This window comes from Pseudomonas sp. CCI3.1, from assembly GCF_034313985.1.
In the GTDB taxonomy this organism is placed as follows: Bacteria; Pseudomonadota; Gammaproteobacteria; order Pseudomonadales; family Pseudomonadaceae; genus Aquipseudomonas; species Aquipseudomonas psychrophila.
On sequence record NZ_JAVIWO010000001.1, the window covers coordinates 4,452,576 to 4,471,397 of the forward strand.

Annotated in this window: 14 protein-coding genes; 8 read left to right on the forward strand and 6 right to left on the reverse strand. The window is 58.1% G+C overall.

Going from position 1 to position 18,822, the window contains the following annotated elements; all coding sequences use genetic code 11:
• Positions 1-91 precede the first annotated feature (91 nt).
• From RGV06_RS20420 to RGV06_RS20440, 5 genes are all read right to left on the reverse strand, one after another.
• Complete coding sequence (locus tag RGV06_RS20420) at positions 92-826, reverse strand: phosphoadenylyl-sulfate reductase (protein ID WP_019827689.1); 735 nt, start codon at positions 824-826, stop codon at positions 92-94.
• A gap of 68 nt (positions 827-894) precedes the next feature.
• Positions 895-2,238, reverse strand: a complete 1,344-nt coding sequence (gene pabB, locus RGV06_RS20425; RefSeq protein WP_322151070.1) for an aminodeoxychorismate synthase component I — start codon at positions 2,236-2,238, stop codon at positions 895-897.
• Between the two features lie 179 nt (positions 2,239-2,417).
• Complete coding sequence (locus tag RGV06_RS20430; RefSeq protein WP_019827687.1) at positions 2,418-3,401, reverse strand: alpha-L-glutamate ligase-like protein; 984 nt, start codon at positions 3,399-3,401, stop codon at positions 2,418-2,420.
• Entirely contained in the window at positions 3,401-4,933 is a 1,533-nt protein-coding gene (locus RGV06_RS20435) for an inactive transglutaminase family protein (protein ID WP_019827686.1), read from the reverse strand. The genes RGV06_RS20430 and RGV06_RS20435 overlap by 1 nt, the downstream gene beginning before the upstream one ends.
• A gap of 5 nt (positions 4,934-4,938) precedes the next feature.
• Complete coding sequence (locus RGV06_RS20440) at positions 4,939-5,475, reverse strand: ATP-dependent zinc protease (RefSeq protein WP_019827685.1); 537 nt, start codon at positions 5,473-5,475, stop codon at positions 4,939-4,941.
• Positions 5,476-5,756: 281 nt separating this feature from the next.
• On the opposite strand from RGV06_RS20440, the gene RGV06_RS20445 reads away from it, so the two are divergent.
• The 6 genes from RGV06_RS20445 (at position 5,757) to prpD (ending at position 14,260) form a co-directional block, all read left to right on the forward strand.
• Complete coding sequence (locus RGV06_RS20445; RefSeq protein WP_019827684.1) at positions 5,757-6,479, forward strand: GntR family transcriptional regulator; 723 nt, start codon at positions 5,757-5,759, stop codon at positions 6,477-6,479.
• Positions 6,476-7,363 (forward strand): methylisocitrate lyase, encoded by an 888-nt coding sequence (gene prpB, locus RGV06_RS20450; RefSeq protein WP_019827683.1) that lies wholly within the window; start codon positions 6,476-6,478, stop codon positions 7,361-7,363. Before RGV06_RS20445 ends, prpB begins: the two co-directional genes overlap by 4 nt.
• A gap of 162 nt (positions 7,364-7,525) precedes the next feature.
• On the forward strand, positions 7,526-8,653 hold the full coding sequence (gene prpC / locus RGV06_RS20455) for a 2-methylcitrate synthase (protein WP_322151072.1): 1,128 nt from the start codon (positions 7,526-7,528) through the stop codon (positions 8,651-8,653).
• A gap of 159 nt (positions 8,654-8,812) precedes the next feature.
• Positions 8,813-11,404 carry a Fe/S-dependent 2-methylisocitrate dehydratase AcnD gene (acnD, locus tag RGV06_RS20460; protein ID WP_019827681.1) on the forward strand — a complete coding sequence of 864 codons (2,592 nt, stop codon included), beginning with the start codon at positions 8,813-8,815 and terminating at the stop codon, positions 11,402-11,404.
• Positions 11,405-11,451: 47 nt separating this feature from the next.
• Positions 11,452-12,642 (forward strand): 2-methylaconitate cis-trans isomerase PrpF, encoded by a 1,191-nt coding sequence (prpF, locus tag RGV06_RS20465; protein ID WP_046808722.1) that lies wholly within the window; start codon positions 11,452-11,454, stop codon positions 12,640-12,642.
• A gap of 133 nt (positions 12,643-12,775) precedes the next feature.
• The gene (prpD, locus tag RGV06_RS20470; RefSeq protein WP_048351032.1) at positions 12,776-14,260 is read left to right on the forward strand and encodes a 2-methylcitrate dehydratase; all 1,485 of its coding nucleotides are present in this window, start codon (positions 12,776-12,778) and stop codon (positions 14,258-14,260) included.
• A gap of 72 nt (positions 14,261-14,332) precedes the next feature.
• Here the strand turns inward: prpD and RGV06_RS20475 are convergent, their stop codons facing one another.
• Positions 14,333-15,151 (reverse strand): pyruvate, water dikinase regulatory protein, encoded by an 819-nt coding sequence (locus RGV06_RS20475; protein WP_019827678.1) that lies wholly within the window; start codon positions 15,149-15,151, stop codon positions 14,333-14,335.
• Positions 15,152-15,327: 176 nt separating this feature from the next.
• On the opposite strand from RGV06_RS20475, the gene ppsA reads away from it, so the two are divergent.
• Together ppsA and RGV06_RS20485 are read left to right on the forward strand one after the other, a co-directional pair.
• On the forward strand, positions 15,328-17,703 hold the full coding sequence (gene ppsA, locus RGV06_RS20480) for a phosphoenolpyruvate synthase (protein WP_019827677.1): 2,376 nt from the start codon (positions 15,328-15,330) through the stop codon (positions 17,701-17,703).
• A 102-nt stretch (positions 17,704-17,805) separates the two neighbouring features.
• On the forward strand, positions 17,806-18,750 hold the full coding sequence (locus tag RGV06_RS20485; RefSeq protein ID WP_322151075.1) for an alpha/beta fold hydrolase: 945 nt from the start codon (positions 17,806-17,808) through the stop codon (positions 18,748-18,750).
• Positions 18,751-18,822: the final 72 nt, after the last annotated feature.

Sequence of the window (18,822 nt, forward strand, 5' to 3'; positions counted from 1 at the left end):
GTTTCACGGTCGCTTCGCAACCGAGCGCAGCCTCGTTCCTTCGGCAGCTGCTACGAGGAGCAGCAGAATATCTAAAGGTTTTCTGCGGGGTTCAATTCTTGGCAATCAGATTGCCGGCATGCAGCCCGCATTCTTTTTGCGTGGCTTCTTCCCACCACCAACGGCCTTCGCGCTCGTGCTGGTTGGGCAGAACCGGTCGGGTGCAGGGCTCGCAGCCGATGCTGATAAAGCCACGCTCATGCAGGCTGTTGTAAGGCAGTTCCAGCATGCGGATATAGCCCCAGACTTCTTCGCTGGTCATCTGTGCCAGCGGGTTGAACTTGTACAGCGTACGTTCTGGCGTCGAGAACGCGCCGTCGATTTCCAGTGCTGCGACCTGGCTGCGGGTGCCGGGGCTCTGGTCGCGGCGTTGGCCAGTAGCCCAGGCTTTGACTGTCGACAATTTGCGGCGTAGCGGCGCGATTTTGCGCACGCCACAGCATTCGCCATGCCCGTCCTTATAAAAGCTGAACAGGCCTTTTTCTTTCACGAACGGCTCAAGCGCGGTCTGGTCAGGCGAGATCAGTTCGATCTGGATGTTGTAGTGATCGCGCACTTGCTCGATAAACCGATAGGTCTCGGGGTGCAGACGGCCGGTGTCTAGGCTGAACACCTTGACGTTCTTGTTGAGCTTCCAGGCCATGTCCACCAGCACCACGTCTTCGGCACCACTGAAGGAAATCCAGAGCTCGTCGCCAAAGTGTTCGAAGGCGAGTTTGAGTATGTCTTGCGGGGACTTGCTGGCGTATGTCGCGGCGAGTTCAGCGACGTCGAACGGGTGGCTCATCAGGCGGCTTCCTACAGTAAATGGCGCTGGGCGCTCTCTAGTGACGCGATCTTAGCAAAAAGCGCGGGCTACAGGGTTTGCAGCGTATCGAGCAGCACCTTCACTTTGGTGATGGATTCCTGGTACTCGTCCTGCCAGTCGGAGTCGGCAACAATACCGCCGCCGCCCCAGCAACTGACCCGTCCGTCCTTGACCAGCAGGCTGCGAATCGCAATGGAGCTGTCCATTTCGCCGCGTACATCGAGGTACAGCAAGGATCCGCAGTAGATGCTGCGGCGCGTAGGCTCCAGCTCATCGATGATTTGCATCGCGCGGATTTTCGGGGCCCCGGTAATCGAGCCGCCGGGGAAGCTGTCACCGATCAGATCCAGCGCATCTTTACCGTCGGCCAGTTCGCCGATCACGCTGCTCACCAGATGATGGACGTTGGGGTAGCTTTCGAGGGTAAACAACTGCGGCACGCTCACTGAGCCGGTGCGGCACGTGCGCCCCAGGTCATTTCGCAACAAATCCACGATCATCAGGTTTTCTGCACGATCCTTGGGGCTAGCCAGCAGTTCGGCGGCGTTCGCTGCATCTTCGGCGCTGTCTTTGCCCCTTGGGCGGGTGCCTTTGATCGGTCGGGTTTCGACTTGATGCTGACTGACCCGCACAAAACGCTCGGGGGACAGGCTCAAAATGGCGTCGTCGTCAGGCAGGCTCACAAACCCGGAAAAAGGTGTCGGGCAGGCAGCGCGCAATGCGCAGTAGGCGGTCCAGGCATCGCCCTCGCACTGGGCGCTGAAACGCTGGGTGTAATTGACCTGATAGCAGTCGCCCGCCTGGATGTAGCGATGGATCTGAGCCAGAGCCTGCTCGTACTGGCCGGCGCTGATATCCGGCTGCATCGGTTGTTTGAGCGAAAAAATTCCGCTGTGCAGCGGTGCGGGCTGAGTGAACAACTGGATCAGGTGCTCACGCTCCAGGGGCTCGCAGCGTGGGTGAAACACCAATTGGCTGGTGGCCGCTTGATGGTCGCTGATCAGTGCCCAGGCATACAGGCCCAGTCGCGCCTCCGGCAGGTGCAGGTCATCAAGGGCGTAGGCGGGGAGTTGTTCGAGCTGTCGGCCAAAGTCGTAGCTCAAGTAGCCGATCAACCCGCCAGCAAAGGGCAGGTCGTAACCGGCGGGGAGCGCGGCATTACCCATTTGCTTGAGGCTGTCACGCAGACGCTGCAAGAAATCGCGCCCCGACTCGCCGGGCTGCAGGGTCAGTTCTGCCTGTGGCCAGGCACTCATCAGGTCGTAGCGTCCGCGGTCTGCGGTGGGACGGCCACTGTCGAGCAGCACGGCGCCAGGGGCATGACGAATCACCGCAAAATAGTCGGCAGGATTGGTGAGATAGGGCAGCGGGTGTACAGAACAGGTCAACATGCGAAGCAAATCAGCCATCGGAGCGGGGTGCAGATTGTAGTCCTGTGCAGGACTGCAAATCTATGTGGCTTGTGGGAACTGTGGGAGCGGGCTTGCTCGCGATGGCGTCGATGCGGTCTGTCAGGCAAACCGAGTTGATAGCATCGCGAGCAAGCCCGCTCCCACAGGTTTTGAAACGCTTATTCGGGCTGGTGAATATGCCCAAACAGCTCTTGGGCAAAGCGCACGCGCTCTTCCGGAGTTTCCTTGATGCCTTTGGCTGCCAGCTCTTCGAGGCGAGCCTCGACTGCATGGGTACGCAGGGTCAGGCCACAGTCGTTGGCGATCTGGATATTCAGGCCCGGGCGGGCGTTGAGCTCCAGAATCAGCGGGCCTTTGTCCTGGTCAAGCACCATGTCGACACCGATGTATCCCAGGCCGCACAACTCATAACAGCCCGCCGCCAGCTTCATGAAACCGTCCCAGTTGGGCAGTTGCACGCCATCCACCGCATTGGTGGTGTCCGGGTGCTTGCTGATGATGTTGTTCAGCCAGGTGCCGCGCAGGGTCAGGCCCGTGGCCAGATCGACACCCACACCGATGGCGCCCTGGTGCAGGTTGGCCTTGCCGCCCGATTGGCGGGTCGGCAAACGCAGCATGGCCATCACCGGGTAGCCCATCAGCACGATGATGCGAATATCCGGTACGCCTTCGTAGCTGATGCTTTTGAAGATCTGGTCCGGAGTAACCCGGTACTCGATCAACGCTCGATCTCGGTGACCGCCCAGGGAGTACAGGCCGGTCAGGATGCTGGAGATCTGATGCTCGATCTCTTCATGGCTGATGATTTTGCCCGAGACCGTACGAAAACGGTCTTCGAAACGATCAGCGATCACCAGAATGCCATCACCGCCCGCACCTTGTGCGGGCTTGATCACGAAGTCGCTGCGATCACCGATGATTTCGTCGAGCTTGTCGATGCCTTTCTCGGTGGAGATCACGCCGTACATTTCAGGCACGTGAATGCCGGCTTTGATGGCGCGTTCCTTGGTGATGATCTTGTCATCCACAATCGGGTACAGGCTGCGTTTGTTGTACTTGAGTACGTAGTCCGCATTGCGCCGATTGATGCCCATGATGCCCTTGGCTTCCAGGGCCTTCCAGGTCTTCCAGAAGCCGAACATCAGGAATCAGCCTTCAAGAACGCTTTGAAACGCACCAGCTCGGTCAGGCGGTAGCCGCGATAGCGACCCATTGCCAGCATGAAGCCGACCATGATCAGCAAGACTGCCGGGAAGGTAAATACGAAATAGACCAGTTCCGGGATGCTCATGACCAGGTATGCCAGGGTGGCCGCGAACAGTGTGCCGATTGCAACTTTCATTGCGTGCCCACCACCTCGCTCTTCCCATGTAATCGACAGGCGCTCGATGGTCATTGTCAGAATCACCATCGGGAACAATGCTACCGAGAGTCCGCGTTCCAGGCCCAGCTTGTGGCTGAACAGGCTGATGGCCGCTATCAATATCACGACGAATGTCAGCACGACTGACAGACGCGGCAGCATTTGCAGTTTCAAGTGCTCGAGGTAGGAGCGTAGCGTCAGCCCGAGTGCCGTGATGACGGTAAACAGGATGATCCCGAAGCCCAGCTGTGTTTCGCGGAAGGCCAGAGCGATCAGTACCGGGGTAAATGTCCCCAGGGTTTGCAGGCCGATCAGGTTACGCAGAATCAGGATCACCAGTACGCCAATCGGGATCATCACCATGATCATGAAGGTTTGCTGGGTCTGCAGCGGCAAGCCGTACAGCGAGTACTCAAGGAAATTGGCGTCAGTGTTTTCGTCCGTCAGTTTGGCCAGGCGAATGGCGTTCATTTCGCTGTTATTCAGGCTGAAAGTGACGTTGGGTTTTTTGCCGCCATCGACCGTGACCATTGGCTCGTCACCGATCCACCACAACAGACGGTCAGACGGCAGGCCTTGCTCGCCGGTTTCAGGGTTGAAGTACAACCAGTCGTTGCCGTTAAAGCTGCGCAGCCACAACTCAGGGTTTTGTGGCTGATCGGCCACCAGGCGGATGGTGTGGACCTTTTCCATCGGTACGTGGGCAATCGACAGCAGCAACTCGATGACCTGAGCCTTGTGTGCAGTCGAAGGATCGCCAGCCAGCAGCAGCTTCACGTTGTCATCGTTGGGGTTGCTGACGCGCTTGATAGTCTCGCTGATAAAGGTTTCAACGTCGGCCGAGTGCTGGCGGATCGGTGCGAGCAAAGCTTCGGCAGCGATTTTTTCCGGCCCTTCGACGGCGATGCTGTCACGGAATACCGGCCCCTTGACCTTGGTCTTGTCGCCCGAGTAACGCTTGGTCAGCACCAAACGATAATAGAGGGTCTGCTTGCCACTGACCCGGCGTGCGGACCAGGTCACTTTGCGGTTGCCATCAACGCGGTTGACGCTCACCCCGTAGTTATTGGAGATGAAGCTTTCGTTCAGGCTGACGTAGTCGCGGTTCAGCGGCGGTACGAACATCTGGATCTTGACCGGATCCTTGGAGCTGGCGACGAATTCAACCTTGGCGTCGATGTTCCAGAGGTCATCCGTTGCATCCTCGGTTACGGGGATGCCAAGGGCAAAAATCTGGTAGGCCGTAATCGAAATGCCCAGCACCACAAGGATGGTGATCAAGATTTTCAGGTGAAGGGTAAGAGCGCGCATTTCAATTACTCTGCGGTTTGAGCGTTAGCGGCGCAGGCAGGTTTGCCAGCAGCGTATTTAAGACTTGGGTCAACCAGCGCATCAAAGCGTTTGAGCGCCTCGGAGCCGATCAACAGCGGGTATTGGAACGCACTTCTATCGGTCAAGTTCACTTCGATGGTGCGTAAAGCCTTGCCCATGCAGATTTCCAGGGAAATGACCGGGCGGGAGGTGTAGTTCTTGTCGGCCTGCGGATCGTAGTCACCTGAACGGCGCTTGATCTTGCTGACCCGTGCCAGCGGGCGTTCGATGGGGTGAGAGTGAGCATCATCGATGGCCAGGTAAAAGCGCACCCAGCTCTCTCCGTCACGTTTGAAACGCTTGATGTCACGGGCGCTGAGAGAGGCGGTCTTGGCGCCGGTGTCGAGTTTGGCAGCCACCTGCAAATTGATGCCTGCGAGTTCGGCGTATTCATTGAGGCCGTACACTGTTTTTTCGGCGCCAAGGCTTAAGCCCGGTACGCACAGCAGGCAAGCGAGGATGGAGATGGTGGGAAATTTCATAAATCGGGGCACGTCTCTTGCAATCTTCAGTTCAAGGCACTGGCAGTACAGAGCAAGTTTCCTCGTGCGGCTGCCCTATGGGTGGGGCAGGGCTGATGCGGTCGGCATTCTAACATGATGGTTTTATGGCGCCAGCGCCGGGGTGCTTCGGGCCGGGCGTAAGGCTTGTCGATTAAACTAAGGTCGTATTAGTACGATTGTCGACAATATCTATTTATTCTTTGACTACTTGCCGCTAAATGGCTAGTTTTGGCGCTATTGATTTTCAAGGTGTCGACAATATGCTGCAAGCACTGGAACCTGCCCAGATCACCCAGGACGACTCGGAAACCCTCTCCGAGAACGTGTTCCGGCGTATTCAGGCGGCTATTGTCAAAGGCGAGATCGCCCCGGGTAGCAAGATCTCCGAGCCTGAGCTGGCGCGCACCTACGGCATCAGTCGTGGGCCATTACGCGAAGCCATTCACCGTCTTGAAGGCCAGCGTTTGCTGGTGCGCGTCCCGCATGTTGGGGCGCGGGTCGTGTCGTTAAGCCACGCCGAACTGATCGAACTCTATGAGATTCGCGAGTCCCTTGAAGGGATGGCCTGTCGTTTGGCCGCCGAGCGTATGAGCGATGAAGACATCGCCGACTTGCGCCGGGTACTCGAAACCCACGAGCGCGATGAAGCGTTTCAGGCGGGTGTCGGCTACTACCAGCAGGAAGGTGACTTCGATTTTCATTACAAGATTATTCAGGGCAGCGGCAACCGCACCCTGACGCAAATGCTCTGCGGGGAGCTGTATCAATTGGTGCGTATGTACCGCATCCAGTTTTCTGCCACGCCCAATCGCCCGCACCAGGCGTTTGCCGAGCACCACCGAATTCTCGATGCCATTGCCGATCGCGACGGCGAATTGGCCGAGTTGTTGATGCGCCGACATATCGGCGCCTCGAAACGCAATATTGCGCGTCACTATCAAGACGGCGCCCAGCAGACAGCCACTCCACGAGGTGAGTCATGAGCAATAAAAACAGTCCAGGCCAGCGTTTCCGTGATGCAGTCGCCAGCGAACATCCTTTGCAAGTGGTAGGCGCCATCAACGCCAACCACGCGTTGCTGGCCAAGCGCGCCGGTTTCAAGGCGATCTACCTGTCGGGTGGCGGCGTCGCTGCCGGGTCTTTGGGTGTGCCGGACCTGGGTATCACTGGCCTGGACGACGTGTTGACCGATGTGCGCCGCATTACCGATGTGTGCGACCTACCGCTGCTGGTGGACGTGGACACCGGTTTCGGCTCCTCATTCTTCAATGTGTCGCGCACCGTGAAATCGATGATCAAGTTTGGCGCGGCGGCGATTCATATCGAAGACCAGGTCGGCGCCAAGCGTTGCGGTCATCGTCCGAACAAGGAAATCGTCTCGCTGCAGGAGATGGTCGACCGTATCAAAGCCGCCGTCGATGCCCGTACCGATGACAGCTTTGTGATCATGGCGCGTACTGATGCACTGGCCGTTGAAGGGCTGGAGTCTGCACTGGAGCGTGCCGCAGCCTGTGTTGAAGCCGGCGCAGACATGGTTTTCCCTGAAGCCATCACTGAGCTTGAGATGTACAAGCTGTTCGCCAATCGGGTGAAAGCGCCGATTCTGGCCAACATCACCGAGTTCGGCGCGACACCGCTGTACACCACAGAACAACTGGCTGGTGCTGATGTTTCGCTGGTGCTGTACCCGCTGTCGGCATTCCGTGCGATGAACAAGGCGGCCGAAAACGTCTACACCGCCATTCGCCGCGACGGCACCCAGCAAAACGTGATCGACACCATGCAAACCCGCATGGAACTGTACGACGCAATCAACTACCACGAATTCGAGCAGAAGCTCGATGCCCTGTTTGCGGCAAAGAAATAACCGGACACTGATCCTGTGGGAGCGAGCCTGCTCGCGATGGGATCAGTGCCGTGCTTCAGGCAAACCGTGTTGCCTGAATCGCGAGCTGGCTCGCTCCCACAGATGAATGTATTGAACCCAGTAGTTGCCGAATCCCTAACAAATTCAAGATTGGAGAGCGCAATGGCCGAAGCAAAAGTATTGAGTGGTGCCGGATTACGCGGCCAGGTCGCCGGGCAAACTGCCCTGTCCACCGTAGGTCAGGAAGGTGCGGGCCTCACTTATCGTGGTTATGACGTACGTGAACTGGCAGCCGATGCCCGTTTTGAAGAAGTGGCCTACCTGCTGCTGTACGGTGAACTGCCAACCAAAACCGAGCTGGCTGCTTACACGGCCAAGCTGCAAAAGTTGCGTGATTTGCCACAGGCACTGAAAGAAGTGCTGGAGCGCATTCCCGCCGACGCCCACCCGATGGACGTAATGCGTACCGGTTGCTCTTTCCTGGGCAACATCGAACCGGAAAAAGACTTTTCCGAGCAGCAGGACAAGACCGACCGTCTGCTGGCGGCCTTCCCGGCGATCATGTGCTACTGGTATCGCTTCAGTCACGATGGCAAACGTATCAACTGCGTGACCGACGAAGAGTCGATCGGTGGCCACTTCCTGCACTTGCTGCACGACAAGAAGCCGAGTGAATTGCACGTCAAAGTGATGAACGTGTCGCTGATTCTCTACGCGGAACACGAGTTCAACGCTTCGACCTTTACTGCACGGGTTTGCGCATCGACGTTGTCCGACCTGTACTCCTGCATCACGGCGGCCATCGGCTCGCTGCGCGGCCCGTTACACGGTGGCGCCAACGAAGCGGCGATGGAAATGATCGAGCGCTTCGGTTCGGCGCAAGAAGCGGTGGAAGGCACCCTTGGCATGCTGGCGCGCAAGGACAAGATCATGGGCTTTGGCCACGCGATCTACAAAGACAGCGACCCGCGTAACGAAGTGATCAAGGGTTGGTCGAAAAAACTGGCTGATGAAGTGGGCGACACCGTGTTGTTCAAGGTTTCCGAAGCCATCGACAAGACCATGTGGGAGCAAAAGAAGCTGTTCCCCAACGCCGATTTCTACCATGCCTCGGCGTATCACTTCATGGGCATCCCGACCAAGCTGTTCACCCCGATCTTTGTGTGTTCTCGCCTGACCGGCTGGGCGGCGCACGTGTTCGAACAGCGTGCCAACAACCGCATCATCCGCCCGAGCGCCGAGTACATCGGCGTAGAACAGCGCAAGTTCGTGCCAATCGAGCGTCGCTGATCAAGCAGGCAGAGAGCCGACTGAAGGGTGGGGGCGGGCGTGCTCGCGATGGAATCAACGCGGTTTGACTGATAAACCGCAGCGCCGGCATCGCGAGCAAGCCCGCTCCCACATGAGTCCTTTGCCCTTTTGTAATTACCGTGATCGAGTCCCACGCCAATGAATACTGAATTTCGCAAAACACTACCGGGCACCCGGCTGGATTATTTCGATACCCGTGCGGCAGTCGATGCGATCAAGCCCGGCGCTTACGACACCCTGCCTTATACCTCCCGCGTACTGGCCGAAAACCTGGTACGCCGCTGCGATCCGCAAACCCTGAATGCCTCGTTGAGCCAGTTGATTGATCGCAAGCGCGATCTTGACTTTCCATGGTTCCCGGCACGTGTGGTCTGCCACGACATTCTGGGGCAGACCGCGCTGGTCGACCTGGCCGGTCTGCGTGATGCCATCGCCCTGCAAGGCGGTGATCCGGCACAAGTAAACCCGGTGGTGCCGACCCAACTGATCGTCGATCACTCGTTGGCCGTGGAGCGTGACGGCACCGATCCCGAAGCGTTCGAGAAGAACCGCGCCATCGAAGACCGTCGCAACGAAGACCGTTTCCACTTTATCGAGTGGACCAAAAAAGCCTTCAAAAACGTCGACGTGATCCCTCCGGGTAACGGCATCATGCACCAGATCAACCTGGAGAAAATGTCTCCGGTGATCCAGGTCCGTGATGGCGTAGCCTTCCCGGACACCTGCGTCGGCACTGACAGCCACACCCCGCACGTCGACTCCCTGGGCGTAATCGCCATCGGTGTGGGCGGCCTTGAAGCAGAAAGCGTGATGCTTGGTCGTGCGTCGTGGATGCGCCTGCCGGAAATCGTCGGCGTTGAGCTGACCGGCAAGCTGCAACCGGGGATTACTGCCACCGACATGGTGCTGGCGCTCACCGAATACCTGCGCAAGCAAAAAGTGGTCGGCGCCTGGCTGGAGTTCTTCGGCGAAGGCGCATCAGCGCTGACGTTGGGCGACCGCGCGACCATCTCCAACATGGCCCCGGAATACGGCGCCACGGCGGCGATGTTCTACATTGACCAGCAAACCATCGACTACCTCAAGCTGACCGGTCGCGAAGACCAGCAAGTGCAGCTGGTCGAGAACTACGCCCGGCTCACCGGCCTGTGGGGTGACAGCCTCAAAGGCGCGCAATACGAGCGCGGGCTGAGCTTCGACCTGTCCAGTGTTGTGCGCAACATGGCAGGCCCGAGCAACCCCCACGCCCGCGTGGCCACCACCGATCTGTCCTCCAAGGGTATCGCCGGCCAGTGGGATGACGTGCCGGGGCAAATGCCTGACGGGGCGGTGATCATTGCCGCCATCACCAGTTGCACCAACACCAGCAACCCGCGCAACGTGATCGCTGCCGGTCTTATCGCCCGCAACGCCAACAAGCTGGGGCTAACCCGCAAACCGTGGGTCAAGTCGTCGCTGGCGCCAGGCTCCAAAACCGTGGCCCTGTACCTGGATGAGGCCGGTCTGACCGATGAGTTGGAGCAACTGGGCTTCGGCATCGTCGCGTTTGCCTGCACCACCTGCAACGGAATGTCCGGTGCACTGGACCCTGAAATCCAGCAGGAAATTATCGACCGTGACCTGTACGCCACGGCTGTGCTCTCGGGCAACCGCAACTTTGACGGGCGCATTCACCCGTACGCCAAGCAGGCGTTCCTGGCGTCTCCGCCATTGGTCGTGGCCTATGCCATTGCTGGCACCATCCGTTTCGATATCGAAAAAGACGTGCTGGGCCTGGATGCCGACGGCAAGGAGATCCGCCTGAAAGACATCTGGCCGAGCGACGAAGAAATCGACGCAGTGGTCAAGGCATCGGTGAAACCTGAGCAGTTCCGTCAGGTTTATATTCCGATGTTCGCGATCCATGAAGACACCGGCCCGAAAGTCGAGCCGCTGTACGACTGGCGCCCGCAGAGCACTTACATCCGTCGTCCACCGTATTGGGAAGGTGCGTTGGCCGGTGCGCGTCCACTTAAAGGCATGCGCCCGCTGGCCGTGCTGCCGGACAACATCACCACCGATCACCTGTCGCCATCCAACGCGATCATGCTCGACAGCGCCGCGGGTGAGTACCTGGCGAAAATGGGCTTGCCGGAAGTCGACTTCAACTCCTACGCCACACACCGTGGCGACCACTTGACGGCCCAGCGGGCAACCTTCGCCAACCCGAAACTGTTCAACGAAATGGTGATCGAGGACGGCAAGGTCAAGCAAGGGTCGCTGACCCGTCTTGAGCCGGAAGGCCAAGTGATGCGCATGTGGGAAGCCATTGAAACCTACATGGACCGCAAGCAGCCGCTGATCATCATCGCCGGCGCCGACTACGGTCAGGGCTCGTCCCGCGACTGGGCGGCCAAGGGCGTGCGTCTGGCGGGTGTCGAGGCCATTGCTGCCGAAGGCTTTGAGCGTATACACCGCACCAACCTGGTGGGTATGGGCGTGTTGCCGCTGGAGTTCATGCCGGGCACCAACCGTAAAACCCTGCAGATCGACGGCAGTGAGACCTATGACGTGATTGGCGAGCGTACTCCGCGTGCCACGCTGACGCTGGTGATCACCCGTAAAAATGGCGAGCGTGTCGAAGTGCCCGTGACCTGCCGTCTGGATACCGCTGAAGAAGTCTCGATCTATGAAGCGGGTGGCGTTTTGCAGCGCTTTGCCCAGGACTTCCTGGAATCAGCCACCGTTTGATCACTGCGCCGGGGCCACGTGCCCCGGCCTTAACAGGACTGTGTTTTATGGCCTATGCAGCGCAAATCAAAATCCCCGCGACTTACATGCGTGGCGGCACCAGCAAGGGCGTTTTTTTCAGCCTGCTGGACCTGCCCGCCGTGGCTCAGGTGCCGGGCGCAGCCCGTGATGCCTTGCTGCTGCGAGTGATTGGCAGCCCCGATCCGTACGAAAAACAGATCGACGGCATGGGGGCTGCCACATCCAGTACCAGCAAAACCGTGATCGTGAGCAAAAGCCTGCACGCTGATCACGACGTGGACTACCTGTTCGGTCAGGTTGCAATCGACAAGCCATTCGTGGACTGGAGCGGCAACTGCGGCAACCTGTCGGCGGCAGTGGGTTCGTTCGCTGTCAGCAGCGGTTTGGTGGATGCGGCTCGTATCCCTCGCAATGGTACGGCTGTGGTGCGTATCTGGCAGGCCAATATCGGCAAAACCATCATTGCCCATGTACCGATCACCGACGGCGAAGTCCAGGAAACCGGCGATTTCGAGCTGGATGGCGTGACCTTTCCGGCGGCCGAAGTTCAGCTGGAATTCCTCAATCCGGCGGCGGATGAAGAGGGGGCGGGCGGTTCGATGTTCCCTACCGGCAATCTGGTGGACGACCTTGAAGTACCTGGGGTTGGCACCTTGAACGTGACAATGATCAATGCCGGGATCCCGACGATTTTTGTCAATGCGCGGGACATCGGTTACACCGGTTCGGAACTTCAAAGCGACATCAACAGCGACCCTAAAGCCCTGGCGATGTTTGAAACCATCCGCGCCCACGGTGCGCTGCGCATGGGGCTGATCGACACGCTTGAAGAGGCCGCCAAGCGTCAGCACACGCCCAAGGTTGCCTTCGTTGCACCCCCTGCGGCTTATGTGTCGTCCAGCGGCAAGCCGGTGGCAGCGCAGGATGTGGACTTGCTGGTGCGGGCCTTGTCGATGGGCAAGTTGCACCACGCGATGATGGGTACCGCGGCCGTGGCAATTGGCACGGCCGCGGCGATTCCGGGCACGCTGGTTAATCTGGCTGCGGGTGGTGAATTGCGCAGTGCCGTGCGCTTCGGCCACCCGTCGGGCACCTTGCGCGTTGGTGCGCAGGCGCAGCAGGTCAACGGTGAATGGACCGTGACCAAAGCCATCATGAGCCGCAGTGCGCGGGTGTTGATGGAAGGCTGGGTGCGGGTGCCCGGCGATTCGTTCTAAATCCGGTGGGAGCGGGCTTGCCCGCTCCCGCTGATTGACATGTGTATTTCAGAGCAGGCATTCAGATCTGCCATGTAACGACCCTGACCCTGAGGATGGAACACGACACCTAACCACTCTTTGGAGGCACCCCATGAGCGCCAACGTCGACCTCAACAACCGCCCCGACTATGACCGGGTTTTGCAGGACATCGCCGATTATGTCCTGACCTACACCATCACCTCCCCCGAAGCGCTTAACACTGCGCGTAACTGCCTGATGGACACCCTGGGCTGCGGCCTGCTGGCGCTGCGTTTTCCGGAATGCACCAAGCACCTGGGGCCCATCGTCGAGGGCACCGTGGTGCCGTTTGGCGCTCGGGTACCGGGTACGTCGTATCGCCTCGACCCGGTCAAGGCAGCGTGGGATATCGGCTGCATCGTGCGTTGGCTGGATTACAACGACACCTGGCTGGCGGCTGAGTGGGGTCATCCTTCGGACAATCTGGGCGGCATCCTGGCAGTTGCCGATCACCTGTCGCAAAAGCGTATCGCCCATGGTGAGGCGCCGCTGACAGTGAGGGCTGTGCTTGACGCCATGATCATGGCCCATGAGATCCAGGGTGTGATTGCTCTGGAAAACTCCTTCAACCGTGTCGGCCTGGATCATGTGTTGCTGGTTAAAGTCGCTTCAACGGCGGTCTGTGCCAAGTTGATGGGTGCTAATCGTGAACAGCTGCTGTCGGCGTTATCCCACGCGTTTGTGGATGGTCAGGCGCTGCGTACCTATCGTCATGCACCCAATGCCGGGTCGCGAAAATCCTGGGCGGCAGGGGATGCGTCGAGCCGAGGCGTGCGCCTTGCCGATATTGCGCTGCGAGGCGAGATGGGTATTCCGGGTGTGCTGACGGCCCCGCAGTGGGGCTTTTATGATGTGCTGTTCAGCCATACCAACAAGGATCTGGCGCTCAAGCCCGAAGGCCGGCGTGAGTTCAGCCTGAGTCAGCCTTACGGCACTTATGTGATGGAGAACGTGCTGTTCAAGATCAGTTTTCCGGCTGAGTTTCATGCGCAAACCGCCTGCGAAGCGGCGGTGACGTTGCATCCTCAGGTCAAGGATCGCCTGCACGAAATCGATAAAATCGTGATTACCACCCACGAATCAGCGATTCGGATCATTTCCAAGCAGGGTAAATTGGCCAACGCGGCAGACCGTGATCACTGCATTCAATACATGACTGCCGTACCGCTGGCCTTTGGCAACCTGGTGGCCGAGCACTACGAGGACGACTTTCACGCCGCGCATCCGATCATCGATCAGTTGCGCGAAAAAATGGTAGTGATCGAAGATCCGCGCTACACACGCGAATACTTGGAGGCTGACAAGCGCTCGATTGCCAACGGGATTCAGGTGTTTTTCACCGATGGCACTCAGACCGGGCAAGTGGTGGTGGAGTACCCTATTGGTCATCGCCGGCGCAGGGCTGAAGGGATTCCATTGCTCGAAGACAAGTTCAAGGCCAATTTGGCGACGCGTTTTGTGGGTCAGCGTTGTGCCGATATTTTTGCGCTGTGCAAGGATCAGCCGCGGCTTGAAGCGATGCCGGTTAACCGGTTTGTGGACCTTCTGGTGCCTTGATGCATAACACTGCCCCTGTGGGAGCGAGCCTGCTCGTGAAAGCCTCCCACAGTGGTCATGTGTTTTGGCCGGTTACTTGAACCGCCGCTCCACGCCTTTTTCGACCAGAATCTTGGCCGAGATTTCCTCAACCGAGAAATGCGTGGAGTTGATGTGCGGGATGTTTTCGCGTTGGAACAAACGCTCGACTTCACGGACTTCAAACTCGCACTGGGCAAAACTGGAGTAGCGGCTGTTGGGCTTTCGCTCGTTGCGAATGGCGGTCAAGCGGTCCGGGTCGATGGTCAGGCCGAACAGCTTGTGTTTGTGTTCGCGCAGGGCTGCAGGCAGTTTGAGACTCTCCATGTCGTCATCGGTCAGCGGGTAGTTGGCCGCGCGGATGCCGAATTGCATGGCCATGTACAGGCAGGTAGGGGTTTTGCCGCAGCGCGACACGCCTACCAGAATCAAATCGGCCTTGTCGTATTTGTGGGTGCGGGCGCCGTCGTCGTTGTCGAGGGCGAAGTTCACCGCCTCGATTCGCTCCATGTAGTTGGAGTTATGACCAATGGAGTGGGATTTACCCACCGAATACGAGGAGTGCTCACCCAGCGCCTGCTCCAGTGGTGCCAGGAAGCTGGAGAAGATGTCGATCATGAAACCATTGGATGTGGCGAGGATCTCGCGAATGTCCTGATTGACGATAGTGTCGAAAATTATCGGGCTATAACCGTCTTTTTCGGCGGCGTTATCGATTTGTTGTACCATTGCCCGCGCTTTGTCCACGCTGTCTATGTAAGGGCGCGTGAACTTGCTGAAGGTCACATTTTCGAATTGAGCCAACAAACTTTGGCCCAAGGTTTCGGCAGTAATGCCCGTGCCATCGGAGATAAAGAAAGCAGATCGTTTCATTTGCGCCTGGGGCCTTAAGCTGGTGACGATTCTTGGATATGATAGGCGCGCTTTTGTCGCGCTACATGGCAGGCAGTGTCACTTATTTTCCGGGTCCAGGCCACAATCGCTGCGATGACTCATGATGAGTGTCCAGCGCCCTGAGCTTTTCCAACACAGTTAGTGGAGAGATCACCTTGGTAGAGTACGTAGTTTCCCTCGATAAGCTCGGCGTCCATGATGTAGAGCACGTAGGGGGCAAGAACGCATCCCTCGGCGAGATGATCAGTAATCTTGCAGGCGCTGGTGTTTCAGTTCCAGGTGGCTTCGCCACTACTTCTCAGGCATATCGTGATTTTCTAGAACTGAGTGGTTTGAACGATCAGATCCATGCAGCGCTGGATGCGCTCGATGTTGATGACGTTAATGCTCTGGCCAAGACCGGTGCCCAGATCCGTCAGTGGATCATGGAAGCCGAGTTCCCTGAGCAACTTAACGCCGAAATTCGTACCGCCTTTGCCGCTCTGTCCCAAGGCAACCCGGACATGGCCGTTGCCGTGCGTTCCTCGGCTACCGCCGAAGACTTGCCGGACGCGTCCTTTGCCGGCCAACAAGAAACTTTCCTGAACATCCGTGGCGTTGAGAACGTGATTCGTGCGGCCAAGGAGGTTTTTGCCTCCCTGTTCAACGATCGTGCGATTTCTTACCGTGTACACCAGGGCTTCGATCATAAACTGGTCGCCCTGTCGGCAGGCGTACAGCGCATGGTGCGGTCAGAAACCGGCACTGCAGGCGTGATGTTCACTCTGGACACCGAGTCGGGCTTTCGCGATGTAGTGTTCATCACTGGCGCCTACGGCCTGGGTGAAACCGTCGTACAAGGTGCGGTAAACCCGGATGAGTTCTACGTCCACAAGCAAACCCTCGAAGCCGGCCGCCCTGCGATTTTGCGTCGCAACCTGGGCAGCAAAGCCATCAAGATGATCTACGGCGAAGAAGCCTCTGCCGGTAAGTCGGTCAAGGTGATCGACGTAGATAAAGCCGACCGCGCACGCTTCTGCCTGACCGACGCTGAAGTGAGCGAACTGGCCAAGCAAGCGATGATTATCGAAAAGCACTACAAGTGCCCGATGGACATCGAATGGGCCAAAGACGGTGATGACGGCAAGCTGTACATCGTTCAGGCACGCCCTGAAACCGTGAAGAGCCGCAGCGCCGGCAATGTCATGGAGCGTTATCTGCTCAAGGAAACCGGAACAGTACTGGCCGAAGGCCGTGCCATTGGCCAGCGCATTGGTGCGGGTAAGGTTCGTATCATCAAAGACGTGTCTGAGATGGATAAAGTCCAGCCGGGCGACGTGTTGGTATCGGACATGACCGACCCGGACTGGGAACCCGTGATGAAGCGCGCCAGCGCCATCGTGACCAACCGTGGCGGTCGTACCTGCCATGCGGCGATCATTGCCCGCGAGCTGGGTATCCCGGCCGTTGTGGGTTGTGGCAACGCTACCCAGCTGCTGAAAGACGGTCAGGGCGTTACCGTATCGTGTGCCGAAGGTGATACCGGTTTTATCTTCGAAGGCGAGCTGGGCTTTGACATCAAGAAGAACTCCGTGGATGCCATGCCGGATCTGCCGTTCAAGATCATGATGAACGTCGGTAACCCGGATCGCGCCTTTGACTTCGCACAGCTGCCGAACGCCGGTGTGGGCCTTGCCCGTCTGGAATTCATCATCAACCGCATGATCGGTGTGCACCCTAAAGCGCTGCTGAACTACGATGGCCTGCCACAGGAAATCAAGGACAGCGTCGACAAACGCATCGCGGGCTATAGCGATCCAGTTGGTTTCTACGTAGAGAAACTGGTTGAAGGCATCAGCACGTTGGCTGGCGCGTTTACGCCGAAGAAAGTGATCGTGCGCCTGTCGGACTTCAAGTCCAATGAATACGCGAACCTGATCGGCGGCAAGCTGTACGAGCCGGAAGAAGAGAACCCGATGCTGGGCTTCCGCGGTGCTTCGCGTTACATCAGTGAAAACTTCCGCGACTGCTTTGAACTCGAATGCCGCGCTCTTAAGCGTGTACGCAACGAGATGGGCTTTACCAACGTCGAAATCATGGTGCCGTTCGTTCGTACCCTGGGTGAAGCGAGCCAGGTCATTGATCTGCTGGCTGAAAACGGCCTGAAGCGTGGCGAAAATGGCCTGCGCATCATCATGATGTGCGAGCTTCCGTCCAATGCCATTCTGGCTGAAGAATTCCTTGAGTTCTTTGACGGTTTCTCCATCGGCTCCAACGACCTGACTCAGTTGACCCTGGGCCTGGACCGTGACTCCGGTGTGATCGCGCATCTGTTTGACGAGCGTAACCCTGCCGTTAAAAAGCTGCTGTCCAACGCCATTCAAGCGTGCAACAAGGCTGGCAAATACATCGGTATTTGCGGTCAGGGCCCATCCGATCACCCGGACCTGGCGCTGTGGTTGATGGAGCAGGGCATTGAAAGTGTTTCCCTGAACCCGGATACCGTTCTGGAGACATGGTTCTTCCTGGCAGAAGGCCAAGCTCAGGCTTGAGTCGTTGAGCGAGGAGCAGGGTGGCCGTAAGGGCTGCTCTGCTCTTTATAGGCAGTAGGGCGAGTTCCTGTGTGAAGTCGCCCTTTTTTGTGCAAGAGCATTATGCAAAGCAGCAGTCTCCTTTTTCCCGTTGCCCTGATCAGCGCTGAGCGTCGGGGCGATCTGAGCGAAGATGTTTATCGCTTGAAACCCGCCAATAGCCCGGATATTTCCGTTGAACTGGTGGTTACTCGACTGGGTATGGCCGACGACAGCCAGGTGCGCGGTGTGCCGGTCATCCTGTTGCATGGCAGTTTTTCCAATCGGCGTTTCTGGTACTCACCCAAAGGCGTGGGGCTTGGGGCATATTTGGCCCGTGCCGGTTTTGATGTGTGGCTGCCAGAGATGCGTGGTCACGGCCTTTCGTCGCGCAATATTGCCTGGAGCAAGAACCGCGTGGCGGATTATGCCCGCTACGATTTACCCGCGATTGGGGCATTTGTTCGTGAGCAAAGCGGGCAAGTCCCGCACTGGATAGGACACTCCCAAGGCGCCATCAGTTTGGCCGCAGCCCTTGGTGGGCAGTACCTGAATGACGAGGACGTAGCGTCGGCGGCGTTTTTTGGTTGTCAGATCAATCGTCGTTATTGGTCACTGAAAATTCCGCCCGTGCAGTGGGGCGCTTATTTGTTGTTGAAGCGTTTTGCGCAATTGTCGGGTACGCGACTTAAGCGTGGCCCTGAGGATGAGCCTGTCAGCATTGCTCTGGAAGCCTTGCGCTGGAATGGTTTGATGGGGCGCTTCAAGGACGCTGAACGAGACTGGTGGGCTGGATTGGCAGAGGTCCAGGTCCCGACGCTGGTCGTGGCGGCTGTGGGCGATCGGCTAACACCGGAGTGGGCGTGTCGTAAATTGTTCGATCAATTGGGCTCTGAGCAGCGCACGTTTGTGTCTCTGGGCACCGAGCACGGTTTTAGCTCTGACTTCAGCCATGTCGAAATGCTGGTCAGCCAGCCTGCACAGAAGGAAGTCTGGCCATTGGTGCGTAATTGGCTGAGTGAGCGGTAGCGGTTGCTTCGCAGGAAGGAGTAACAGGAAACTTCAACCGTGGGAGCGAGCCTGCTCGCGAACGACTTTCAC

What these genes read in the sequence shown, in the direction of transcription:
- RGV06_RS20440 (WP_019827685.1), bottom strand. Translation starts at nt 5,475, where the DNA reads ATGAAATTTCCCACCATCTCCATCCTCGCTTGCCTGCTGTGCGTACCG.
- pabB (WP_322151070.1), bottom strand. Translation starts at nt 2,238, where the DNA reads ATGTTGACCTGTTCTGTACACCCGCTGCCCTATCTCACCAATCCTGCC.
- RGV06_RS20430 (WP_019827687.1), bottom strand. Translation starts at nt 3,401, where the DNA reads ATGTTCGGCTTCTGGAAGACCTGGAAGGCCCTGGAAGCCAAGGGCATC.
- RGV06_RS20435 (WP_019827686.1), bottom strand. Translation starts at nt 4,933, where the DNA reads ATGCGCGCTCTTACCCTTCACCTGAAAATCTTGATCACCATCCTTGTG.
- RGV06_RS20485 (WP_322151075.1), top strand. Translation starts at nt 17,806, where the DNA reads ATGCAAAGCAGCAGTCTCCTTTTTCCCGTTGCCCTGATCAGCGCTGAG.
- RGV06_RS20420 (WP_019827689.1), bottom strand. Translation starts at nt 826, where the DNA reads ATGAGCCACCCGTTCGACGTCGCTGAACTCGCCGCGACATACGCCAGC.
- prpD (WP_048351032.1), top strand. Translation starts at nt 12,776, where the DNA reads ATGAGCGCCAACGTCGACCTCAACAACCGCCCCGACTATGACCGGGTT.
- acnD (WP_019827681.1), top strand. Translation starts at nt 8,813, where the DNA reads ATGAATACTGAATTTCGCAAAACACTACCGGGCACCCGGCTGGATTAT.
- RGV06_RS20475 (WP_019827678.1), bottom strand. Translation starts at nt 15,151, where the DNA reads ATGAAACGATCTGCTTTCTTTATCTCCGATGGCACGGGCATTACTGCC.
- prpC (WP_322151072.1), top strand. Translation starts at nt 7,526, where the DNA reads ATGGCCGAAGCAAAAGTATTGAGTGGTGCCGGATTACGCGGCCAGGTC.
- prpB (WP_019827683.1), top strand. Translation starts at nt 6,476, where the DNA reads ATGAGCAATAAAAACAGTCCAGGCCAGCGTTTCCGTGATGCAGTCGCC.
- RGV06_RS20445 (WP_019827684.1), top strand. Translation starts at nt 5,757, where the DNA reads ATGCTGCAAGCACTGGAACCTGCCCAGATCACCCAGGACGACTCGGAA.
- prpF (WP_046808722.1), top strand. Translation starts at nt 11,452, where the DNA reads ATGGCCTATGCAGCGCAAATCAAAATCCCCGCGACTTACATGCGTGGC.